Genomic DNA, 20214 nt, shown 5'->3' with positions numbered 1-20214 from the left:
GGAGCGCGTTTGTGGTAGGAGCGGCTCAGCCGAAGGGGTTCGGGGTGAGCGTGTACTTGGTCTGCAGGTACTCGTGGATGCCCTCGGCGCCGCCCTCGCGACCCAGTCCCGACATCTTCCATCCGCCGAACGGCGCGGCCGCGTTGGAGACCACCCCTACGTTGAGCCCCATCATCCCGGTCTCGAGGCGCTCGATCATGCGCTGTCCGCGCGCGAGGCTCTCGGTGTAGACGTAGGAGACCAGGCCGTACTCGGTGTCGTTGGCGAGACGGACGGCCTCGTCCTCGTCGTCGAACGGCACGATGGCCAGCACCGGTCCGAAGATCTCCTCGCGGAGGATGTCGCTGCCCTCCGCCACGTCCGAGACGACGGTGGCCTCGTAGAACGTCCCCGCGCCGTCACCGCGGCGGCCGCCCGTGCGCAGGATCGCGCCGCGGTCGACGGCGTCCTTGACGAGCGCCTCGGCCTTCGCCACCGCGCGGTCGTCGATGAGCGGTCCGATGGTCACGCCGTCCTCGGTGCCGCGGCCCATGCGGAACCCCTGCACGCGCTCGGTGACCCGGCGGGCGAACTCGTCGGCGATGGAGCGGTGCACGATGAAGCGGTTCGCCGCGGTGCACGCCTGACCGATGTTGCGGAACTTCGCCGCCATCGCGCCCTCCACGGCCTTGTCGAGGTCGGCGTCGTCGAAGATGACGAACGGCGCGTTGCCGCCGAGCTCCATCGACGTGCGCAGGACACCGCCGGCGGCCTGCTCCAGCAGCTTCACGCCGACCGGCGTCGAGCCGGTGAACGAGAGCTTCCGCAGGCGCGGGTCGCGGATGATCGGCTCCGACACGGCGCCCGACGTCGACGTCGTGAAGACGTTGACGACACCTGCCGGGAGACCGGCGTCCTGCAGCAGCTTGGCGAAGTAGAGGGTCGTGAGCGGGGTCAACTCGGCGGGCTTGATGACGACGGTGCAGCCCGCGGCGAGCGCCGGCGCGATCTTGCGGGTGGCCATCGCCAGCGGGAAGTTCCACGGGGTGATGAGGAAGCACGGCCCGACCGGGTGCTGCGACACGATCATGCGGCCGGTGCCCTCGGGGTTCGCGCCGTAGCGGCCGGTGGCGCGCACCGCCTCCTCGCTGAACCAGCGCAGGAACTCGCCGCCGTAGACGACCTCCCCTCGCGCCTCGGCCAGCGGCTTGCCCATCTCGATCGTCATGAGCAGCGCGAAGTCCTCCTTGCGCTCCTGCAGCAGGTCGAACGCGCGGCGGAGGATCTCGCCGCGCTGACGGGCGGGGGTCGCGGCCCAGTCCGCCGCAGCATCCACCGCGGCGTCCAGTGCCGCCGCGCCGTCCTCGGCCCGCGCGTCGGCGATCTCCTTGACGACCTCGCCGGTCGACGGGTCGATGACCCGCAGCGTCGCTCCCCCGGCGGCGGGGCGCCACTCGCCCCCGATGAACAATCCGTCCGGCACGTCCGCCAGGAGCTGGGTCTCACGGTTCTCGGTCACGGGGATTCCCTTCGTCGGGCGGCGTCGGCGCGGATGGATGCTGCAGACGAGCATCCATCGGCGGTGCTCCCATTCTTCCAAGCCGGCGCGGGCCTGGCGCTGTACATCGTGTCCATCCGAGGCAGGATCCGTGTCCCGGGCGGCGAGCGGGACGGGTGTCTCCTCGATGTGCCGCGGCCCCCGGCATCCGTCGCCCCGCCGGTCCCCCGCGGCGCTTGTACAATCGAGGAGTCCGGCCGTCACGACGCCGGTGCTCGAAAAAAGGGCACGCCGCCCCTCCATCGCCGGAGGGACGAGACACATACGGATCCGACTCCGTTCCCGTCTCGAAAGGCCCGCATGTCCTCCGTCTCCGCGCACGTCGCCGTCACCCTCGCCCGCCACGTCGACCACGTCTTCGGCGTGATGGGCAACGGCAACGCCCACTTCCTCGACGCGATCGAGCGCCGCACGGACGCCGTCTTCACCGCGGTGCGCCACGAGGCCGGCGGAGTCGTCGCCGCCGACGCGTTCCACCGCGCGGGCGGCGGGCTCGCGGCCGCCACCGCCACCTACGGCGCCGGCTTCACCAACACCCTCACCGCCCTCGCCGAGTCGGTGCAGGCGCACGTCCCGCTGCTGCTCGTGGTCGGCGACGAGCCCACGTCCGGACGCCGTCCGTGGGACGTCGACCAGATCGCGATGGCCTCCGCCGTCGGCGCGCGCACGTACACCGCAGGACGGACGGATGCTGCGGCCACGACCGTCATCGCGATCGAGCACGCGCTCGCCTACCGCGTGCCCGTCGTGCTCGCGATCCCGTACGACGTCGCCGCCCGGGAGGCCGGAGAGGTCGCCGACGCGCCGCTGCCCGGCATCCCGGCTCCGCTCCAGCCGGCGAGCCCGTACGCTCGCTCGGCCGTGCACGAGATGGCGGCAGCACTGGCCGTCGCCGAGCGCCCGCTGCTGCTGGCCGGCCGCGGCGCCTGGATCTCCGGGGCCTCCGACGTGCTCGGCGAGCTCGCCGCCGCCACGGGTGCCCTCACCGCCACCAGCGCACTGGGGCGCGGGGTGTTCCCCGACGACCGGTACGACCTCGGCGTCACCGGCGGCTTCGGCGCGGAGCGGGCGATGGAGCTCGTGCGTCAGGCCGACGTCGCCGTCGTCTTCGGCGCCTCACTCAACCAGTTCACGATGCGCTTCGGCGAGCTGTTCGCTCCCGGCACCCGGGTGTACCAGGTCGACACCGCGCCGACGGCGACCCACCCGAACGTGGGCGGCTTCGTGCGGGCCGACGTCACGGCGACGGCGCGTCTGCTTCTGAACGACCTCCGCGCGACGGGCGCGGCGCCGTCGGGCTGGCGCGAGTCGGTGGACGTGCCGGCGGCCCGCACGCAGGAGCCCGGTGACGACCTCGCCCCCGACGGACGCCTCGACCCGCGCTCGGCGGCGCGCCGCATCGCGGAGCTGCTGCCCGAGGATCGCGTCGTGGTCTCCGACGGCGGCCACTTCATCGGCTGGGCGAACATGTACTGGCCGGTGGCCTCACCCGACCGCATGATCATGGTCGGCACGGCCTTCCAGTCCATCGGCTTCGGCTTCGCGTCCGTTCCGGGCGCCGCGCTGGCGAAGCCCCGGTCGACGGTCGTGCTCACCACGGGCGACGGCGGCGGGCTGATGGCGCTGGCCGATCTCGAGAGCGCGGTGCGGGTGGCCGGCGGCCGGGGCGTCGCCGTCGTCTGGAACGACGCCGCCTATGGCGCAGAGGTGAACCTCTACGGCCTGAAGGGTCTCGCCGAGGCTCCGATGCGCATTCCCGAGGTCGACTTCGCCGGGCTCGCCGCAGCCGTCGGGGCGGAGGGTGTCGCCGTGCGCACGCTGGCCGACCTCGACCGCCTCGCCGAGTGGGCCGCCAGACCCGCCGACGAGCGGCCGTTCCTGCTGCTGGATCTGCGGATCTCCGGCGCGGTCGTCGCGCCGTACCAGCAGGAGATCATCCGCGTGAACTCGTGACGCCGTCGCCGCCGTCGCGGTCGTCGTCGATGTGGCGCCACTCGGCCGCGAACTCCCGCACGGTCTTGGTGGCGAGGTCCTGACGCACGACCTGCAGCAGCCGGTCGGCCTCCTCCATGCTCCCGGCCTTGACGCGCAGCACCTCGGCGCCCGACGCGCGTCGCGTGACGACGAGGTCGATCGCCGCACCGACGGGATCGGCGTCGCCCGACAGCGCGGTCGTCACGACGGAGGCGATCATCCGCAGCGAGCGGCGCATCGGCGACAGCGGCCGCCCCACCAGATCCGCCTCGAGGTGGTCGGCGGCCGCATCGGCGGAGTACTCGGTGCTCATGCCCCGATTCTGACCCACCCGGGCGGGGTTGCTCAGCGCGGGGGCAGCATGTTGCCCGCGAAGAACTCCGCGAGCTCGTCCGTCGCCGTCAGCGGCAGGACGTGCGCGACGTACTGGTCGGGCCGCACGACCACCACGACGCCGTCGCGCGACAGGCCCCGCTCTTCGAAGATGTCGGTGCTCGTCCACGCGCTCGGCGCGGCGGCGAACACCTTCTCCCAGTCGGTGAGGCCGAGCGGGCCGGTCTGCGGACGGAAGGCATCCGGCACGCGGGTGACGTCGACCTCCTCGTGCGGCTGCTGGTAGACCACCTTGACGTCGAACACCGCGTCGGCGTCGGCCCCCGCGGGCGTGAACGTCGCGAGGGGGGATGCCGCGGCATCCGTCCACCACTGCGCCCAGGTCGACAGGGCCGAGTCCTCACCCGGCGCGGCCCGGTCGGCGAACACGTAGATGCGCCAGCGGCCGTCGGCACGGGCGTGGTGCCCGAGGTGCACGCGGTTGCCGTCGGCGACGAGCACGACCTCGGAGGAGGCGAAGCGCTTGCCGAGGGGGAAGCCCTCGGCGAGCTCCTGACGGGCCGCGCCCGCGATGATCGACGACGGCGCGTAACGCGTCATGAAGCCGGACGGGAACTCCGCCGTGGCCAGGTAGTAGGTGGCGAGGTCCTGCGGGTCGGAGATCTCCTCCGGTTTGCGCGCCATCAGCGACGACCACTCGCGGTCGAAGTCGATGAGCTCCTGCGCGACGGGCTGACGCTCGGCGGAGTAGGTCGTCAGCAGCGACGCGGGGCTGCGACCGGTGAGCACCGAGCCCAGCTTCCAGCCGAGGTTGAAGCCGTCCTGCATCGACACGTTCATGCCCTGGCCGGCCTTCGCGCTGTGGGTGTGGCACGCGTCGCCGGTGAGGAACACGTGCGGCTCGCGACCGGGCTCGTCGGCGGCGTCGTCGAAGTGGTCGGTCACACGATGCCCGACCTCGTAGACGCTGCTCCACGCCACCTGCTTCACGTCGATCGCATACGGGTGCAGGATCGCGTTCGCCCGCTCGATGACCGCCTCGACGGGAGTGGAGCGCACCTGGCGGTTGTCGCCGGCGGGCACCTCGCCCAGGTCGACGTAGACGCGGCAGAGATAGCCGCCCTCACGGGGGATGAGGAGGATGTTGCCGGCCTCCGCGTTGATCGCGCACTTGGTGCGCCAGTCGGGGAAGTCGGTGTTGACCAGCACGTCCATGACGCCCCACGCGTGCGCGGCCGAGGCGCCGAGGTGCGTGCGGCCGATCGCCTCGCGCACGCCGCTGCGGGCGCCGTCGCTTCCGACGACGTACGTCGCGCGCACGGTCAGCTCCTCGCCGGCCCGGTCGCCCTCGGTCCGGCGCAGGCGCACCTCGACCGGGTGCTCCCCCTCCGGGTGCACGGTGAGGCCGGCGAACTCCATGCCGTAGTCGGGCACGATGCGTCCGGGCGCCAGGGCGGCGGCCTCGGCGAAGTAGTCGAGCACGCGCGCCTGGTTCACGATCAGGTGCGGGAACTCGCTGATCTTGAACGCGTAGTCCTCGGTGCGAGCGGTGCGGATGATGCGGCTCGGGTCCTCGGGGTCCGGTCCCCAGAAGTTCATCCACGCGATGTTGTACGCCTCGGCGATGATCCGCTCCGCGAAGCCGAACGCCTGGAACGTCTCGACACTGCGGGGCTGGATGCCGTCGGCCTGACCGAGCTCCAGGCGCCCGCTCCGGCGCTCCACGATGCGCGTGGAGACGTCGGGGTACTGCGCGAGCTGCGCCGCCAGCAGCATGCCGGCGGGCCCCGAGCCGACGATGAGCACGTCGACCTCGTCGGGGAGGTCGGCGGGCCGATCCCGGCCGATGCCGGCGGCGGGCTGCACGCGCGGGTCACCGGAGACGTAGCCGTGGTGGTGGAACTGCATGGGATCCCCTCGGATGGCGGGTGCGGACGGCGGTGCGGGTCGGCTTGTCGAGCGGTGCGGTTTCGGCGGCTTCGCGGGCGTCTCGGCCGTGCCGCGGCGAGCCTCGGGTCAGACCTTGGCGAGGCCGCGGATCGGGCTGACCGCCTGCTCCTCCTCGGCCTCGAGGCCGAGACGGATGCCGCTGCGGTCGCGCAGGAGGAGGGTCGCGATGAGGCCGATCACCGTCATGCCGGCGAGGTACCAGGTGACGGACATCGTGGTGCCCGTCTCCTTCACCAGCGCGGTGGCGATGGTCGGCGCGAACGCCCCGCCCAGAATGGCGCCGATCGCGTAGGAGATCGAGACGCCGGAGAAGCGGATGGATGCCGGGAAGAGCTCCGTGTAGAGCGCCGCCTGCGGTCCGTAGGTGAAGCCCAGGCCGATTGTGAGGATCGCGAGTCCGAGGAACAGCAGTCCGATGCTGCCGGTGTTCACCAGCGGGAACAGCGTGAAGACGCCGACGAGCTGCAGCAGCCAGCCGATGACGTACGTCGTGCGGCGGCCGATGCGGTCGGAGACGAAGCCGGCTGCGAGGGTGGAGATCAGCCAGGTGACGGCCGAGCCGGCGACGGCCCAGAGGACGGGGCCGCGCTCGAGGCCCAGCGGGCCGTCGGGGTTCGTCGCGTAGCCCTGGATGTAGCCGCCGGTGGTCATGTACCCGACGGCGTTGTTGCCGGCGAACACGAGGGCGGCGATGAGCACGAGGAGCGCGTGCTTGCGGAAGAGCTGCACGATAGGCATCCGCGCCTTCTCCTTGCGCTCGGCCAGCTCCGCGAAGACGGGGCTCTCCTCGACGCGGCGGCGGACGTACCAGCCGATGAGGATCAGCACGACGCTCAGCAGGAACGGCACGCGCCAGCCCCACTGCACGAACGCGTCGCCGGGTGCGATCACGGTCATGAGCGCCATGACGCCGGAGGCCAGAAGCAGTCCGAGCGGGACGCCGATCTGCGGCGAGGCTCCGAACGCGCCGCGGCGGTTCCGCGGAGCGTGCTCGACGGCCATCAGCACCGCGCCGCCCCACTCGCCGCCGGCCGACAGGCCCTGCAGGATGCGCAGCAGCACGAGCAGGATCGGCGCGGCCACGCCGATCGACTCGTAGGTCGGCAGCACGCCGATGAGCGCGGTCGCGATGCCCATGAGGATCAGCGTCCACATCAGCACGACCTTGCGGCCGAACTTGTCGCCGAAGTGCCCGGCGAGGAAGGCGCCGAGCGGGCGGAACAGGAAGCTGACGCCCACGGTGGCGAAGGCGAGGATCGCGCTGTCGGCGCCCAGGCTGCCGAAGAACAGCTGGCCGAAGACCAGACCGACCGCGGTGGCGTAGATGAAGAAGTCGTACCACTCGACGGTGGTGCCGACCACGGTGGCGAAGACCACGCGGCGACGGTCGGCCGGCGCGGAGATCGTGCCCGTCGGGGTGAAGGCGGACGGGGAAGGATTGCTCATCGTGACTCCTGTGTCGATGCGATGCTGCTGTCGGGATGGGCGGCGATGCTTGCCGGACGTGATCAGATCATATACGATTTCAGATACGACGCAAGAGCGAGGGAGCTCATGACTCAGCAGACGGATGCCGCGGACCCCCGTTTCTCGGCGCTGCCGGCCCGCCCCGGCAAGATCATCGCGGTGCACCTCAGCTACGCCTCGCGCGCCGATCAGCGCGGTCGCCGCCCCGCCGATCCCTCCTACTTCCTCAAGCCGTCGAGCTCCGTCGCCGCCTCGGGCGCGACCGTCGAGCGCCCGCACGGCACCGAGCTCCTCGCCTTCGAGGCGGAGATCGCCCTCGTCGTGGGCCGCCCGGCTCGCCGCGTGACCGTCGACGGGGCGTGGGACCATGTGGCCTGGGTCACGGCGGCGAACGACCTCGGACTGTACGACCTGCGTGCGAACGACAAGGGATCCAACGTCCGGTCGAAGGGCGGCGACGGCTTCACCCCGCTCGGCCCGGGGCTCATCGACGCACGCGCGGTCGACCCCGATGAGCTGCGCGTGCGCGCGTGGGTCAACGGAGAGCCCGCTCAGGACGACACCACCGCCGGCCTGATCTTCGCCCTCCCCCAGATCGTCGCCGACCTGTCGCAGCACTTCACGCTCGAAGAGGGCGACGTCATCCTCACCGGCACGCCCGCGGGCTCGACGGTGATCGTGCCGGGAGACGTCGTCGAGATCGAAGTGGATGCCCCGACCGCGCCCGGTGCTCCGACGTCGGGCCGCCTGCGGACCACCGTCGTCGAGGGGCAGGTGCCCTTCGACCCGGCTCTCGGCTCGCTGCCCGCGGTGGACGACACCCAGCGCGCCGAGGCGTGGGGGTCGGCGGAGGCGGCGGCTGCGGTCGGCGGCAGCCGACACGGCGACGGCAGCGACGGGGACGTTTCGACTCGCTCGTCTCGCTCGCCGGAAGAGACTGCGCGCGCCCTCTCCCCCGAGCTGCGGGCCGTGCTCGACGTCACGCCCGTGGCGGCCCTGTCGGCGCAGCTGCGCAAGCGCGGCCTCGACAACGTCACGATCGACGGCGTGCGCCCCACCCACCCCGAGATGAAGCTCATCGGCGTCGCGCGCACGCTGCGCTTCGTCCCCAACCGCGAAGACCTCTTCGCCGCGCACGGCGGCGGCTACAACGCCCAGAAGCGGGCGTTCGACGCCGTCGAGGAGGGCGAGGTCATCGTCATCGAGGCGCGCGGGGAGAGCGGATCCGGCACGCTGGGCGACATCCTGGCCCTCCGCGCCCGTACCCGCGGTGCGGCCGGCATCGTCACGGACGGCGGCGTGCGCGACATGGACGCGGTCGCCGCGATCGGCCTGCCGGTCTACTCGCGCGGAGCCCACCCCGCCGTCCTCGGCCGCAAGCACGTCCCCTGGGACGTCGACCTCACGATCGCCTGCGGCGGCACCACGGTGCAGCCGGGCGACGTCATCGTCGGCGACGCCGACGGTGTGATCGTCCTCCCCCGCGCGATGGCCGAGGACGTGGCCCGCGCCGCCCTCGCCCAGGAGGAGGAGGACGCGTGGATCGCGGAGCAGGTCGCCGCGGGGCATCCCGTCGACGGGCTCTTCCCGATGAACGCCGCCTGGCGCGCGATCTACGACGCCCGGGAGTCGACCTCGTGAACGCGATCCCGGAGACGCGCGCACCCGACGCCACGTTCAGCAAGTCGCAGCTGGCCTACCGCTGGATCAAGGACCGCATCGCGCGCCAGGAGTTCGTGCCCGGCTACCGGCTCGTGCTCGGGTCGATCGCCGGCGAGCTCGACATGAGCGTCGTGCCGGTCCGCGAGGCCATCCGTCAGCTCGAGGCCGAGGGCCTCGTCATGTTCGAGCGCAACGTCGGCGCCCGTGTCTCCATGGTCGACGACTCCGCCTACCGCCACAGCATGCAGGCGCTCTCGATCCTCGAGGGCACGGCCACGGCCCTGGCCGCGCGCAGCCTCACGATCGACGACGTCCGCCGTGCCCGCGACATCAACGCGCTCATGGTGGAGACGCTCGACCACTTCGACCCCCGCGCCTTCACCGGGCTCAACCAGGAGTTCCACGCGACACTCTTCGAGAAGTGCGTCAACCCGCGCCTCCTCGAGCTGGTGCGGGGCGAGTGGGCGCGGCTCGGCCACCTGCGCGACTCGACGTTCAGCTTCGTGCCGGGGCGCGCGCAGGAGTCGGTCGCCGAGCACGAGAACATCCTGCGGCTCATCGAGACGTCGGCGCCGCTCGGCGAGATCGAGAAGGCGGCACGCCGCCACCGCTCCGCGACGCTCGACGCGTACATGATCCACGAGCACCCCGACGAGGCCCTCGGCCTCCCCGCTTTCTGACCATTCGACTTTCGACCTTTCGACGACCTGTCGACGACGGAGGAACCATGACCGACACCGCCCTGGCGAGCAGGCCCGTGCCCGCCGATCTACCCACCCGCATCCAGCACTACATCGACGGCGCCTTCACCGACTCCGTCGACGGCGACACCTTCGACGTGCTCGACCCGGTGACCAACGAGACCTACGCGCAGGCCGCCGCCGGCAAGAAGGCCGACATCGACCGCGCCGTGGCGGCCGCGCGTCGCGCCTTCACCGACGGCCCGTGGCCGCGCATGGTGCCCCGCGAGCGCTCGCGCGTCCTGCACCGCATCGCCGACCTCGTCGAGTCGCGGGACGCGCGCCTGGCCGAGCTCGAGTCCTTCGACTCGGGTCTGCCGATCACCCAGGCGCTCGGGCAGGCCCGTCGCGCCGCGGAGAACTTCCGCTTCTTCGCCGACCTGATCGTCGCCCAGACCGATGACGCCTTCAAGGTGCCCGGCCGCCAGCTCAACTACGTCAACCGCAAGCCGATCGGCGTCGCGGGGCTCATCACGCCCTGGAACACCCCGTTCATGCTGGAGTCCTGGAAGCTCGGCCCCGCCCTGGCGACCGGCAACACCGTGGTGCTCAAGCCGGCGGAGTTCACCCCGCTCTCCGCGTCGCTCTGGGCCGGGATCTTCGAGGAGGCCGGCCTCCCGCAGGGCGTCTTCAACCTGGTCAACGGACTGGGAGAGGATGCCGGAGACGCGCTGGTGAAGCATCCCGACGTGCCCCTCATCTCGTTCACCGGCGAGAGCTCGACCGGGAAGCTGATCTTCGCGAACGCCGCACCGTTCCTCAAGGGACTCTCGATGGAGCTGGGCGGCAAGTCGCCGGCGATCGTGTTCGAGGACGCCGATCTGGATGCCGCGATCGACGCGACGATCTTCGGCGTGTTCTCCCTCAACGGCGAGCGCTGCACCGCGGGCAGCCGCATCCTCGTGCAGCGGTCGGTCTACGACGCCTTCGTCGAGCGCTACGCCGCGCAGGCGAGCCGCGTGCGGGTCGGCTATCCCCACGACCCGGCGACCGAGGTGGGGGCGCTCGTGCACCCCGAGCACTTCGACAAGGTGATGTCGTACGTCGAGCTCGGCAAGGGCGAGGGCCGGCTGGTCGCCGGCGGCGGACGCCCCGAGGGCTTCCCGACCGGCAACTTCGTGCAGCCGACGGTGTTCGCCGACGTGGCGCCGGACGCCCGCATCTTCCAGGAGGAGATCTTCGGTCCGGTCGTGGCGATCACGCCCTTCGACACCGAGGAGGAGGCGCTCGCGCTCGCGAACGACACGAAGTACGGCCTCGCCGCGTACGTGTGGACCAACGACCTCCGGCGCGCGCACACGTTCGCGCAGAACGTCGAGGCGGGGATGGTGTGGCTCAACTCCAACAACGTCCGCGACCTGCGCACGCCGTTCGGAGGCGTGAAGGCTTCCGGACTCGGGCACGAGGGCGGCTACCGCTCGATCGACTTCTACACCGACCAGCAGGCCGTGCACATCACGCTCGGACCGGCACACAACCCCACCTTCGGCAAGGGAGCCTGACGTGACCGACCGCTCGCAGATGACCCTGACGTCGTCGGGCTTCTACGTCTCGCAGGAGGCGCCGATCCATTCGGACGACCCGATCGCGGTGCCGAGCGTCTCGCCGCCCGACATCCTGCGCTGCGCGTACATGGAGCTCGTCGTCACCGACCTCGCCGCGTCGCGGGTGTTCTACGTCGACGTGCTCGGGCTGCACGTCACCGAGGAGGACGACGAGGTGATCTACCTCCGTTCGACGGAGGAGTTCATCCACCACAACCTCGTGCTGCGGAAGGGGCCGGTCGCCGCCGTCGCCGCCTTCTCGTACCGGGTGCGGACGCCCGAGGACCTCGACGCCGCGGTCGCCTTCTACACCGAGCTCGGCTGCGACGTGCGGCGCGAGCCCGGCGGCTACACGAAGGGCATCGGCGACTCGGTGCGGGTCGTGGATCCCCTCGGGTTCCCGTACGAGTTCTTCCACGCCACCGAGCACGTCGAGCGCCTGTCGTGGCGCTACGACCTGCACACCCCCGGTGAGCTCGTGCGCCTCGACCACTTCAACCAGATCACCCCCGACGTGCCGCGGGCGGTCGGCTTCATGCAGTCGCTCGGGTTCCGCGTGACCGAGGACATCCAGGACGACGAGGGCACCGTCTACGCCGCGTGGATGCGCCGCAAGCCCACCGTGCACGACACCGCCATGACAGGCGGCGACGGGCCGCGCATGCACCACGTGTGCTTCGCGACGCACGAGAAGCACAACATCCTCGCGATCTGCGACAAGCTCGGCGCGCTGCGCCGATCCGACGCGATCGAGCGCGGACCGGGACGCCACGGCGTCAGCAACGCCTTCTACCTGTACCTGCGCGACCCCGACGGGCACCGCGTCGAGATCTACACGCAGGACTACTACACCGGCGACCCCGACAACCCGGTCATCACCTGGGACGTGCACGACAACCAGCGCCGCGACTGGTGGGGCAACCCTGTCGTGCCGTCCTGGTACACCGACGGCTCCCTCGTGCTCGACCTCGACGGCGAGCCGCAGCCCGTGCACTCCCGCACCCACTCGAGCGAGATGGCCGTGACCATCGGCGCCGACGGGTTCAGCTACACCCGCGCCGACGGCGAAGGCAAGCTCGGGCACCAGCTGTGACCCCCACCGTGTCCGCCCCTGCCGCCGCCCTCAGCCCCACCATGTCCCACTTTCTGCACAACACGCCGGGATGGTCTGCAGAAAGTGGGACACGAATGGCAGCAGACGGCGCGACACCGACGGAAGCAGACGGCGGAACACGATCGGCAGCAGACGGCAGAACACGAATGGCACCAGACGGCCGGACACCAGCGGCAGCAGACGGCGGGGCACGAGAGACAGGCAGGAAGGACGACGGATGCTGACCGCCGAGCAGATCGCCACGATCGCCGAGGAGCTGGCCGAGGCCGACAGGACGCACGGGATCATCGCCCGCATCACAGCGCGCTACCCGCACGCGACGATCGAGGACTCCTATGCCATCCAGGGCGTGTGGCGCGACCGCAACGTCGCCGCCGGCCGGCGTCTCGTCGGACGCAAGATCGGGCTCACCTCCAAGGCCATGCAGGAGGCCACCGGCATCACCGAGCCCGACTACGGCGTGATGTTCGACGACACCGTGCACGGCTCGGGCGCCGACATCCCGGTCGAGCACTTCTCCAACGTCCGCGTGGAGGTCGAGCTCGCCTTCGTGCTGAAGAGCTCGCTGGAGGGCCCCGACTGCACCCTCGACGACGCCCTCGCCGCGATCGACTACGCCGTCCCCGCCCTCGAGGTGCTCAACTCGCACATCGAGATGGAGGGCAGGACGATCGTCGACACCATCTCCGACAACGCCGCCTATGGGGCGATGGTGCTCGGCGACGTGCACAAGCGCCCCGACGAGATCGACCTCCGCTGGGTGCCGGGAGTGCTCTCGCGCAACGGCGAGATCATCGAGACCGGTGTCGCCGCCGGCGTGCTCGGACACCCGGCGACCGGTGTCGCGTGGCTCGCGAACAAGATCGCGCAGCACGGCGCCCGTCTCGAGGCCGGCGAGATCATCCTCGCCGGATCCTTCACACGCCCGATGTGGGTGTCGCGCGGCGACAGTGTCCGGTGCGATTATCGCGAGATGGGAGTCATCGAATGCCGCTTCGTCTGACGCCGACGTTCCGCGACCGGCTGAGCGCAGCATCCCGCCCTCTCGCGGGCATGTGGGTGTCGTCGGGCAGCCCGCTGGTCGCGGAGATCTGCGCGGGAGCGGGCCTGGACTGGCTGCTGATCGACATGGAGCACTCCCCCAACGGCCTCGAGTCGACGCTCGCGCAGCTGCAGGCCGTCGCCGCGTATCCGTCGACGCCCGTCGTGCGCGTGCCGTCCGCAGACGCGGTGACGATCAAGCAGGTTCTCGATCTGGGGGCACAGAACATCCTCGTGCCCATGGTGTCGTCGGCGGCCGAGGCCGAGGCGGTCGTGCAGGCCGCTCACTATCCGCCCCGGGGCATCCGCGGTGTCGGCAGCGCCCTCGCGCGCTCGGCGCGCTGGAACCGGGTCGACGACTACCTGACGGATGCCGCGGCCCACGTCTCGGTGTTCGTGCAGGTGGAGACGGCTCGGGGCGTCGAGGCCGCTGCGGAGATCGCCGCCGTCGACGGGGTCGACGGCGTGTTCGTCGGGCCGTCCGACCTCGCCGCGTCGATGGGCGTGCTGGGCAGCCAGACCCACCCCGACGTCGTCGACGCGGTCCGCCGCACCTTCGACGCCGTCCGCGCGGCCGGCAAGCCGGTGGGCGTGAACGCCTTCGACCCGGCCGTCGCTGAGGACTACCTGCGCGCGGGAGCGGCCTTCGTGCTGGTCGGCGCCGACGTCGCTCTGCTCGCGCGCGGCTCCGAGGCCCTCGCCGCCCGCTGGTCCGCCGCCGACGGAACCGACCGCGCGGGCTACTGACGCGTCGGAGTCCGATACATCCGGGGGTTCACGGCGCACGATGCGGGATGCCACGCTGTAGGCATGGAACGCGACATCGCCAGCACGATCGTCCTCGACATCACGTCGCCCGCGCAGCTCGTGTTCGCCGTCGCGGCGTCGGGGCACTACACGCCGGTCACCGAGCACTTCACCGCCACGCTGGACGGCCGCCCCCTCGATGCCATCCCGCACTCCGACCTCCACGGCACGCGACTGCACACGGTCGAGGCCGACACCGGCCGTCTCATCGTCGACTACGACGCGAGCATCCGCGGCCCCGGCTCCTCCCCGGTCGCCACCCGCACCGACCGCCTCGTGTACCTGCGCCCCAGTCGGTACGCGGAGTCCGACGTCCTCGGACCCACCGCCGTCCAGGAGTTCGCCGGACTCTCGCACCGCGAACTCCTCCCCGCCGTGTCGTCCTGGGTCGGCACGCGGCTCTTCTACGTGCCGGGCTCGAGCCTGCCGACCGACGGCGCGACGCGCACGCTGCTCGCCCGTCAGGGCGTCTGCCGCGACTACGCCCACCTGTGCGTGGCGCTCTTGCGCGCTCTCGGCGTGCCCGCACGCGTCGTCGCCGTCTACGCACCGGGCCTGCATCCGATGGACTTCCACGCGGTGGCCGAGGCCTGGATCGAGGATGCCTGGAGAGTGGTGGATGCCACGACCCTGGCCCCCCGGCAGACGCTCGTGCGCATCGCCACCGGTCGCGACGCGGCCGACACCGCGTTCCTGACGACGATCTCGGGCCTGGCCGACCTCGTGTCGGTCGAGGTGTCGGCCGTGGTCGACACCCTGCCCGCCGACGACATCGACGAGTTCGTCACGATCGGCTGACCTCCGGTCGCTTCGTGAAGAGCGTGTAACAAAGCGACCCGCAAGCGCTCGCGTCCGTCCGGCGGACGAGAAGATGGGGATCCCGCGCACCACAGCACCCGCGCCCGATCCGCACCGACCTGGAGTCGCCATGTCCCGCCCCCGCTCCGTCCGCCTCGCCGCCCTCGGCCTGCTGACCGCGCTGGCCCTCACCGGCTGCGCCGGCGGCGGCCCGTCCGACTCGTCCGGCACCGCGAGCGACGGCCCCGCCGACGCCGGCTATCTCACGCCGGGCACGTTGACCATCGCGACGGGCGAGCCGGCGTACTTCCCCTACGTGATCGACGATGACCCGACCTCCGGCGAGGGCTTCGAAGCGGCCGTCGCCTACGCCGTGGCCGACAAGCTCGGCTTCGCGAAGGACGACGTCGAATGGGTGCGCACGAGCTTCGAGTCGGCTGTCGCGCCCGGCCCGAAGAGCTTCGACTTCAACCTGCAGCAGTACACGATCACCGACGAGCGCAAGCAGGCGGTCGACTTCTCCTCCCCGTACTACCAGGCGAGCCAGGCAGTGGTGGCCATCACGGGCGGCGCCGCCGACGGGGTGACCGACATCGCGGGCCTGAAGGACCTCACCCTCGGCGCTCTCGCGGGCTCGACGAGCGCCACCACCATCGACGAGGCCGTCGCCCCGAACGTCGCCCCGCAGCTCTACAACACCAACGAGGACGCCGTCGCGGCGCTCAAGGCCGGACAGATCGACGCCATCGTGCTCGACCTGCCGACGGCGTACTACGCCACCGGCGTCTACATCGAGAACTCGTTCATCGTCGGCGAGCTGCCCATCGCCGGAGTCCCCGACGAGTGGGGCCTGCTGCTGCCGAAGGACTCCCCGCTCACCGCCGACGTCACGGCCGCCGTCGACGCGCTCCGCGAGGACGGCACTCTCGCCGAGATCACCGACACGTGGCTCGGGTCGGGTCAGGGCGTGACGAAGCTCCAGTGACGGCGCGCTAGCGTCGAGTCGTGACCTCCGCACCCCCGAGCGCGCTCGAGCTCGAGCGCCGCGCCTACCGTCGCGGGCGGGAGCGCCGATCCATCCTGACGGCGGTCGCCTCCACGGTGGCGTTCGCGGTCGTGGTGTGGGCGGTCGTCCTGAACACGCCCGGATGGGCCGCGGTGCAGCAGTCGTTCTTCGACCCGCGGATCGCGTGGGAGTCTCTCCCCGACGTCTGGGCCGGCTTCCTGCTGAACCTGCAGGTGCTCGGGCTCTCCGTGCTGACGGTCGGCGCGGGCGCGCTGCTCCTCGCCCTGCTGCGGACGCTGCGGGGTCCGGTGTTCTTCCCCCTGCGCGCACTGGCCGCCACGTACACCGACCTCTTCCGCGGCATCCCGTTCATCATCGTGCTCTTCCTGATCGGCTTCGGCCTGCCCACGATCACCGGCCAGCGCATCCCACCGGTGATCCTGGGCGTCATCGCCGTGACCCTGACCTACTCCGCCTATGTCGCCGAGGTGATCCGCGCCGGCATCGAGGCTGTGCACCCGTCGCAGCGACTCGCCGCCCGCGCCCTCGGCCTCGGCTACGTGCAGACGCTGCGCCGCGTCGTGCTGCCGCAGGCGCTGCGCAAGGTCACGCCGCCGCTCATGAACGACTTCATCTCGATGCAGAAGGATGTCGGGCTGATCTCCATCCTCGGAGCCGTCGACGCCGTGCGCGCCGCCCAGATCGCGACGGCGCAGACCTACAACTTCACGCCGTACGTGGTGGCCGGCATCCTCTTCGTCCTGCTGGCGATCCCGACGATCCGGCTCACGGACTGGTACGCCGCCCGCCTGCGGGCGCGCGAGCAGACGGGATCGCTGCTGTGAGCGCCCTGCTGCGGGCCGAGGGGCTGCGCAAGTCGTTCGGCGAGCGCGACGTGCTGAACGGCATCGACCTGGAACTGGCGCAGCACGAGGTCGTCGCGCTCATCGGGGCGAGCGGCTCGGGCAAGTCCACGCTGCTGCGGTGCCTGAACCTGCTGGAGCCGATCGACGACGGCGTCATCCTGCTCGGCGACGAGGACATCTCCGACCCGCGCATCGAGGCCAACGCCGTGCGCGCCCGCTTCGGCGCGGTCTTCCAGGCCTACAACCTGTTCCCCCACCTGTCCGTGCTCGACAACGTGACGCTCGCCTCGCGCGTGGTGCGCAAGGAGCCCCGTCGCGCGGCGGAGGAGCGCGGCATCCGTCTGCTCGAACGCGTCGGCCTCGCCGACAAGGCGCGCGAGCACCCCGACCGGCTGTCGGGCGGGCAACAGCAGCGGGCGGCGATCGTGCGGGCGATCGCGACGGATCCCGAGGTGCTGTTCCTCGACGAGATCACCTCGGCGCTCGACCCGGAGCTCGTCGGGGAGGTGCTGGCGCTCGTGCGCAGCCTGGCGGAAGACGGCGCGACGATCCTCATGGCGACCCACGAGATGGCGTTCGCCCGCGACGTGGCGCACCGCGTGGTGTTCCTCGACGGCGGCCGCATCGTCGAGCAGGGTCCGCCCGCGGAGGTGTTCCGCGCACCCCGCGAAGACCGCACGAGGGCGTTCCTGTCGCGATTCACGGGATGAATCGCGTTCCCCGGTCGCTGAGGCGACGCGCCCCTGCTCGTCGAGCGAGGAGTGCTTCCCCGCTCGGTGAGCGAGGAAGCGATTCCCCGCTTGCTGAGCGGGTGACAGCGGGTGCGGGTCAGGCGATGCCGGCGGCGCGCTCGGCGGCCTCGACGACGTTCGTCATCAGCAGGGCGACCGTCATCGGGCCCACTCCACCCGGGTTGGGCGAGAGGAAGCCGGCGACCTCGGCGACGTCAGGATGCACGTCGCCGTAGATGCGGCTCTTGCCGGTCTCGGGGTCGGTCTCGCGCGTGACGCCCACGTCGAGCACCGCCGCGCCCGGCTTCACGTTCTCGGCCGTGACGATGTGACGCACGCCGGCGGCCGCGACGATGACGTCGGCCTGACGGAGGTGGTGACCGAGGTCGACCGTGCCGGTGTGGGTCAGGGTGACGGTGGCGTTGATCTCGCGGCGGGTCAGCAGCAGGCCGATCGAGCGTCCGATGGTGACGCCGCGGCCGACGACGACGACCTCCTTGCCCGTGAGGTCGTAGTCGTTGCGCAGCAGGAGCTCGATGACACCCCGCGGGGTGCAGGGCAGCGGCGTGGTGATGGGAGCGTTGACGTTCAGCACCAGGCGGCCGAGGTTGGTCGGATGCAGGCCGTCCGCGTCCTTCGCGGGGTCGATGCGCTCGAGGAGCGCGTCGGTGTCGAGGTGCTTCGGCAGTGGCAGCTGCACGATGTAGCCGTGGCAGTCGGGGTCGGCGTTCAGCGCGTCCAGCGCCGCCTCGACCTCCTCCTGCGTCGCCGTGGCGGGCAGCTCGACCTGGATCGAGTTCATGCCGATCGCCTCGGACTGCCGGTGCTTCATGCCGACGTAGAGCTGCGACGCGGGGTCGGCTCCGACGAGCACCGTGGCGATGCCGGGCACGACACCGCGCCCGCGGAGCACCGCCACACGCTCGGCGAGCTCGGTCTTGATCTGTGCGGCGGCTGCCTTGCCGTCCAGGGTCTGCGCGGTCATCGTGCATCCTCACTTCGTGGGACCGGTTCAGGGCCGGTCGCTTTAACTATGCCCATAGGTATCAGCGGTGGCAACCCCCGCGGATCCCGCACCCGCAGCATCCCCATCCCCGGATGAACGCGATCCGGGCACGGAAACGCCGCACTGCGGTGTGCACCAGCGCGATTCGCGTCTATCCCGGGGGGCGACGGCCACGCCGTGCGGAGCTCAGCCGCACGAAGGCGCGCCGCAGCGCCGCCGACCAGAGCCCGGCCGGCCGCTTACTGCTGGAGGTCGGGGTACAGCGGGAAGCGGGCGGTCAGCGCGGCGACGCGCGCGCGGAGCGCCTCGACGTCGGCGCCGGGCAGGAGGGCGAGGGCGATGATGTCCGACACCTCCGTGAACTCCTCGTCGCCGAAGCCGCGCGTCGCGAGCGCCGGGGTGCCGATGCGCAGACCGGAGGTCACCATCGGCGGCCGCGGGTCGTTGGGCACCGCGTTGCGGTTGACCGTGATGTGGATGTCGTGGAGGAGGTCCTCGGCCTGCTTGCCGTCGATCTCGGCCTCGCGGAGGTCGACCAGCACCAGGTGCACGTCAGTGCCTCCGGAGCGGACGGCGATGCCGGCATCCTTCACGTCCTGCTGGACGAGACGTTCGGCGAGGATCGCGGCGCCGCGCACCGTGCGCTCCTGACGGTCGCGGAACTCGGGGGTCGCGGCGAGCTTGAACGCCGTGGCCTTCGCCGCGATCACGTGCATGAGCGGGCCGCCCTGCTGACCGGGGAAGACGGCGGTGTTCAGCTTCTTCGCGAGGTCGGCGTCGTTGGTCAGGATGAAGCCCGACCGCGGGCCGCCGATGGTCTTGTGCACCGTGGAGGAGACCACGTGGGCGTGCGGCACCGGGTTCGGGTGCACGCCCGCGGCGACGAGGCCGGCGAAGTGCGCCATGTCGACCCACAGGTAGGCGCCGACCTCGTCGGCGATCGCGCGGAACGCGGCGAAGTCGAGCTGGCGGGGGTAGGCCGACCAGCCCGCGATGATGACCTTCGGCTTGTGCTCGAGGGCCAGGCGACGCACCTCGTCCATGTCGATGAGCGAGGTCTCGGGGTCGACGCCGTAGGCGACGATGTCGTACAGCCGGCCCGAGAAGTTGATCTTCATGCCGTGCGTGAGGTGACCGCCCTGGTCGAGCGCGAGGCCCAGCAGCGTGTCGCCGGGGCGGGCGATCGCGTGCAGGACGGCGGCGTTGGCCGTCGCGCCCGAGTGCGGCTGGACGTTGGCGAACCCGGCGCCGAAGAGCGACTTCGCGCGCTCGATGGCGAGCTCCTCCGCGACGTCGACCTCCTCGCAGCCGCCGTAGTAGCGGCGGCCGGGGTAGCCCTCGGCGTACTTGTTCGTGAGCACGGAGCCCTGCGACTGCAGCACGGAGACGGGCACGAAGTTCTCGGAGGCGATCATCTCGAGGAAGCCGCGCTGGCGGTCCAGTTCGCGCTGCAGCACCTGCGCGATCTCGGGGTCGACCTCGGAGAGGGGGGCGTTGAAGTAGGGATCGGTCATGACGAACTCCTTGACGGCGGCAGGGGGATATGAGGTCCGCATCGGCCCAGGCGTACGGTCGAATGCCGTTGTCCGTCGCTCCCCGGTGGATGTCCACCTCAACGCCAGTCGCGACACGACGAGC

17 protein-coding genes and 1 riboswitch are annotated in these 20214 nt (G+C 71.3%); of the genes, 11 read left to right on the top strand and 6 right to left on the bottom strand.

Features of this window, described 5'->3' with window-relative positions:
• Positions 1-25: 25 nt before the first annotated feature.
• Positions 26-1498 carry an NAD-dependent succinate-semialdehyde dehydrogenase gene (locus CVS47_RS03310; protein ID WP_127094811.1) on the bottom strand — a complete coding sequence of 491 codons (1473 nt, stop codon included), beginning with the start codon at positions 1496-1498 and terminating at the stop codon, positions 26-28.
• A 339-nt stretch (positions 1499-1837) separates the two neighbouring features.
• Here CVS47_RS03310 and CVS47_RS03305 point away from each other — a divergent pair, with 339 nt between their 5' ends.
• On the top strand, positions 1838-3490 hold the full coding sequence (locus CVS47_RS03305; RefSeq protein ID WP_127094810.1) for a thiamine pyrophosphate-binding protein: 1653 nt from the start codon (positions 1838-1840) through the stop codon (positions 3488-3490).
• On the opposite strand, the gene CVS47_RS03300 is transcribed toward CVS47_RS03305, so the two are convergent.
• The 3 genes from CVS47_RS03300 to CVS47_RS03290 all read right to left on the bottom strand — a co-directional run bounded on the left by CVS47_RS03300 (position 3471) and on the right by CVS47_RS03290 (position 7240).
• Positions 3471-3824 (bottom strand): hypothetical protein, encoded by a 354-nt coding sequence (locus CVS47_RS03300; RefSeq protein WP_127094809.1) that lies wholly within the window; start codon positions 3822-3824, stop codon positions 3471-3473. The genes CVS47_RS03305 and CVS47_RS03300 overlap by 20 nt on opposite strands.
• A gap of 32 nt (positions 3825-3856) precedes the next feature.
• The gene (locus tag CVS47_RS03295; RefSeq protein WP_127094808.1) at positions 3857-5752 is read right to left on the bottom strand and encodes an FAD-dependent monooxygenase; all 1896 of its coding nucleotides are present in this window, start codon (positions 5750-5752) and stop codon (positions 3857-3859) included.
• A 108-nt stretch (positions 5753-5860) separates the two neighbouring features.
• A complete protein-coding gene (locus tag CVS47_RS03290) occupies positions 5861-7240 on the bottom strand; it encodes an MFS transporter (RefSeq protein ID WP_127094807.1) in 1380 nt (459 codons plus the stop codon).
• Positions 7241-7348: 108 nt separating this feature from the next.
• Between CVS47_RS03290 and CVS47_RS03285 the strand changes: the two genes are divergently transcribed.
• The 10 genes from CVS47_RS03285 to CVS47_RS03240 all read left to right on the top strand — a co-directional run bounded on the left by CVS47_RS03285 (position 7349) and on the right by CVS47_RS03240 (position 17549).
• Positions 7349-8902, top strand: a complete 1554-nt coding sequence (locus tag CVS47_RS03285; protein WP_127094806.1) for a fumarylacetoacetate hydrolase family protein — start codon at positions 7349-7351, stop codon at positions 8900-8902.
• A 5-nt stretch (positions 8903-8907) separates the two neighbouring features.
• Positions 8908-9603, top strand: coding sequence for a GntR family transcriptional regulator (locus CVS47_RS03280; protein WP_127097168.1), 696 nt, complete (start codon positions 8908-8910; stop codon positions 9601-9603).
• A 47-nt stretch (positions 9604-9650) separates the two neighbouring features.
• Entirely contained in the window at positions 9651-11165 is a 1515-nt protein-coding gene (hpaE, locus tag CVS47_RS03275; RefSeq protein WP_127094805.1) for a 5-carboxymethyl-2-hydroxymuconate semialdehyde dehydrogenase, read from the top strand.
• A 1-nt stretch (position 11166) separates the two neighbouring features.
• On the top strand, positions 11167-12300 hold the full coding sequence (gene hpaD, locus CVS47_RS03270) for a 3,4-dihydroxyphenylacetate 2,3-dioxygenase (protein ID WP_127094804.1): 1134 nt from the start codon (positions 11167-11169) through the stop codon (positions 12298-12300).
• A gap of 238 nt (positions 12301-12538) precedes the next feature.
• On the top strand, positions 12539-13324 hold the full coding sequence (locus CVS47_RS03265; protein ID WP_127094803.1) for a 2-keto-4-pentenoate hydratase: 786 nt from the start codon (positions 12539-12541) through the stop codon (positions 13322-13324).
• The gene (locus tag CVS47_RS03260; protein ID WP_127094802.1) at positions 13309-14109 is read left to right on the top strand and encodes an HpcH/HpaI aldolase family protein; all 801 of its coding nucleotides are present in this window, start codon (positions 13309-13311) and stop codon (positions 14107-14109) included. The genes CVS47_RS03265 and CVS47_RS03260 overlap by 16 nt, the downstream gene beginning before the upstream one ends.
• A gap of 63 nt (positions 14110-14172) precedes the next feature.
• Positions 14173-14967 (top strand): transglutaminase-like domain-containing protein, encoded by a 795-nt coding sequence (locus tag CVS47_RS03255; protein WP_127094801.1) that lies wholly within the window; start codon positions 14173-14175, stop codon positions 14965-14967.
• A 130-nt stretch (positions 14968-15097) separates the two neighbouring features.
• Positions 15098-15952, top strand: a complete 855-nt coding sequence (locus CVS47_RS03250) for an ABC transporter substrate-binding protein (protein ID WP_127094800.1) — start codon at positions 15098-15100, stop codon at positions 15950-15952.
• Positions 15953-15972: 20 nt separating this feature from the next.
• Positions 15973-16818: an amino acid ABC transporter permease gene (locus CVS47_RS03245; RefSeq protein ID WP_127094799.1), complete on the top strand. Its 846-nt coding sequence runs from the start codon at positions 15973-15975 to the stop codon at positions 16816-16818.
• Entirely contained in the window at positions 16815-17549 is a 735-nt protein-coding gene (locus CVS47_RS03240) for an amino acid ABC transporter ATP-binding protein (RefSeq protein ID WP_127094798.1), read from the top strand. Before CVS47_RS03245 ends, CVS47_RS03240 begins: the two co-directional genes overlap by 4 nt.
• Positions 17550-17667: 118 nt before the next feature.
• Here the strand turns inward: CVS47_RS03240 and CVS47_RS03235 are convergent, their stop codons facing one another.
• Complete coding sequence (locus CVS47_RS03235; protein ID WP_127094797.1) at positions 17668-18555, bottom strand: bifunctional methylenetetrahydrofolate dehydrogenase/methenyltetrahydrofolate cyclohydrolase; 888 nt, start codon at positions 18553-18555, stop codon at positions 17668-17670.
• Between the two features lie 260 nt (positions 18556-18815).
• Entirely contained in the window at positions 18816-20090 is a 1275-nt protein-coding gene (gene glyA / locus CVS47_RS03230; protein ID WP_127094796.1) for a serine hydroxymethyltransferase, read from the bottom strand.
• A 37-nt stretch (positions 20091-20127) separates the two neighbouring features.
• Positions 20128-20212, bottom strand: a riboswitch (ZMP/ZTP riboswitch).
• Between the last annotated feature and the right edge of the window lie 2 nt (positions 20213-20214).

Origin of the sequence: Microbacterium lemovicicum, assembly GCF_003991875.1 — a bacterium.
GTDB classification, from domain to species: Bacteria; Actinomycetota; Actinomycetes; order Actinomycetales; family Microbacteriaceae; genus Microbacterium; species Microbacterium lemovicicum.
This window is presented reverse-complemented; position numbering and strand designations above follow the sequence as displayed.